A 1,991-nucleotide genomic window follows, 5' to 3' on the forward strand; every position below is an offset into this window, starting at 1 on the left:
AATGGAAAAACAGCGGCGCCGTATACGTCAGCGAATCGAGTCTATCCAAGATCCCCCCATGCCCGGGCAATAAACGCCCGGAGTCTTTCACCCCAATATCGCGTTTAACCGCCGAAATCACAATGTCACCAATAAATCCGGTACAGCCAATCAAACAGCCGGCAAATAGCCCATGAACCAAAGTAAGCGGCGTCAGTAGCGGCCCTAGCACCGCACCCAGCACGGTCGTGGTCAGTACCCCGCCCAAAAAGCCTTCTAGCGTTTTATTTGGGGAGACTTTCGGCGCTATCTTGCGTCTACCCAGACTCTTGCCCCATAGATACTGTGCCACATCGTTTAACTGTGTGAGTAAAACCAGATAAAACAGCAGCATCGCCCCTTGTGATGCACTGCCTGCGCCACTGAGTTGTGGCACGGTCAATACAGCCGCCATATGACTCAGGCTAAAGACACAAATCATCAGCCCCCACTGTAACGAGGCGGCGGCCTTAAGAAAGCCCTGCGTCTCCCCCGCCAGTACCATACGCATCGGCACAAAGAGGAAGATATAAACCGGAATGAAGATGATGAACATGCCGTACCAGTGGATCCCCAGCCAGTAATATTGCAGAGGGATACTGAGGTAAGCCCAAAACAACACAACATGATCAACGGTACGCGTAGCACACAAAGTCAGGTACTCTTTGAGAGCCAAAAAGCTGATTAAGGCAAACACCACCAACGCCAGTACGGTATTGCCCAGTAAGGTCAGCGAGAAAATACCAACAATCCACCACCACGTATTGACCCGTTGTTTTAGCTCCAACCAGTTCTTTTCCGGTTTACGGTGTGCCAGCCCACGAATGACCAGACTGGCCAACGCCAACAACAAAAACACACCGCCTAACGCCCACTGCAACGGTTGTATGTTCAATCCATCAAACATGTTTAGTCTCCCGCAACATCATACGGCTCCGATTGATAATGGTGACCAACAGCAGTAACGCCGTCACGCCAAAGACAACGCTGGTATACGCCCGCAACACTGGCCAAAGCCCGATCGCCAATGCCCATGCCCCATACCAAAATGCCCGATCACTTTTTCCCATCGGGCCATCATAACGACGGGAAGCCCCCATTCCGGGGCCAAGCACCCCAATAAACTCTGACAATATGGCCAGCAATACCGCCAATAGCACCCATTCGGGTTGCAGCGCGACCAACATAAAGGGCAAGTACAAAGCGGAGTCAGACACAACATCACCGGCCTCATTCAGGATCGCCCCCAAACGTGACTGCTGATCAAATTCGCGGGCTAACATGCCGTCGATTGCATTCAACCCCATGCGACAAAACAGAAATAGCGGCAACAATAACCAAGATAGGGAGCTATGTGACGAAAGAGACAGCCACACGCCATACAGTACGGAACCACACATGGCCGCCAGTGTGACCTGATTGGCCGTCACTCCGACAGCGGCTAACAGACGTACCAAAGGACGCAATACGTGTTGAAAGCGGGATTTTAAAGCATAAATTGTGGGCATAATCCACCAAACACCAGCCAAGAAATAAACCGAGGAACCACCAGAGGAATACGTTATTCCCCTGGTTACGCTTGCGGATGCCGGTGGAACGGTAAAACAGACATACGCAAATTGTAAGATGAATCGCGCATAGTCCACGAAGCAGTTTGTGAAAGTCAAGACGATGAGTCCAGTTACGCGACACCGCCCTCAATGTTATGTTCTACCGATTAATCATAGAGATAAGTGGTCGCCTATTAATATCCCAGCATATTCGATTGATTGCATGCCCGATTCATTCGGTTCCGGCATGAGCAACTCATCAGCACATTACTCGCAAACCTCACCCCTGCCAGTGCCGTTTCGTGGCACGAGTAGCTTGGGTATTGGCTGGATCGTCCGGCCACACATGCTTGGGATAACGCCCCTTCATCTCTTTTTGTACTTCTTTATACGCCCCTTGCCAGAAAGCCTGCAGATCGCGAG

3 protein-coding genes are annotated in these 1,991 nt (G+C 51.2%); all 3 read right to left on the reverse strand.

From position 1 onward, the window contains the following. The coding region (locus ACRC27_RS08115) for a phosphatidate cytidylyltransferase (protein WP_438639629.1) at positions 1–925 on the reverse strand (925 nt) is incomplete at its 3' end. Beyond that, positions 918–1,526 carry a CDP-alcohol phosphatidyltransferase family protein gene (locus ACRC27_RS08120; protein ID WP_438639630.1) on the reverse strand — a complete coding sequence of 203 codons (609 nt, stop codon included), beginning with the start codon at positions 1,524–1,526 and terminating at the stop codon, positions 918–920. The genes ACRC27_RS08120 and ACRC27_RS08115, both read right to left, overlap by 8 nt. Positions 1,527–1,848: 322 nt before the next feature. Further along, a partial coding sequence (locus ACRC27_RS08125; RefSeq protein WP_438639631.1) for an ATP-dependent helicase C-terminal domain-containing protein occupies positions 1,849–1,991 on the reverse strand: 143 nt, incomplete at its 5' end.

Source organism: Plesiomonas sp., assembly GCF_051650925.1.
GTDB lineage: Bacteria > Pseudomonadota > Gammaproteobacteria > Enterobacterales > CAMTGL01 > Plesiomonas.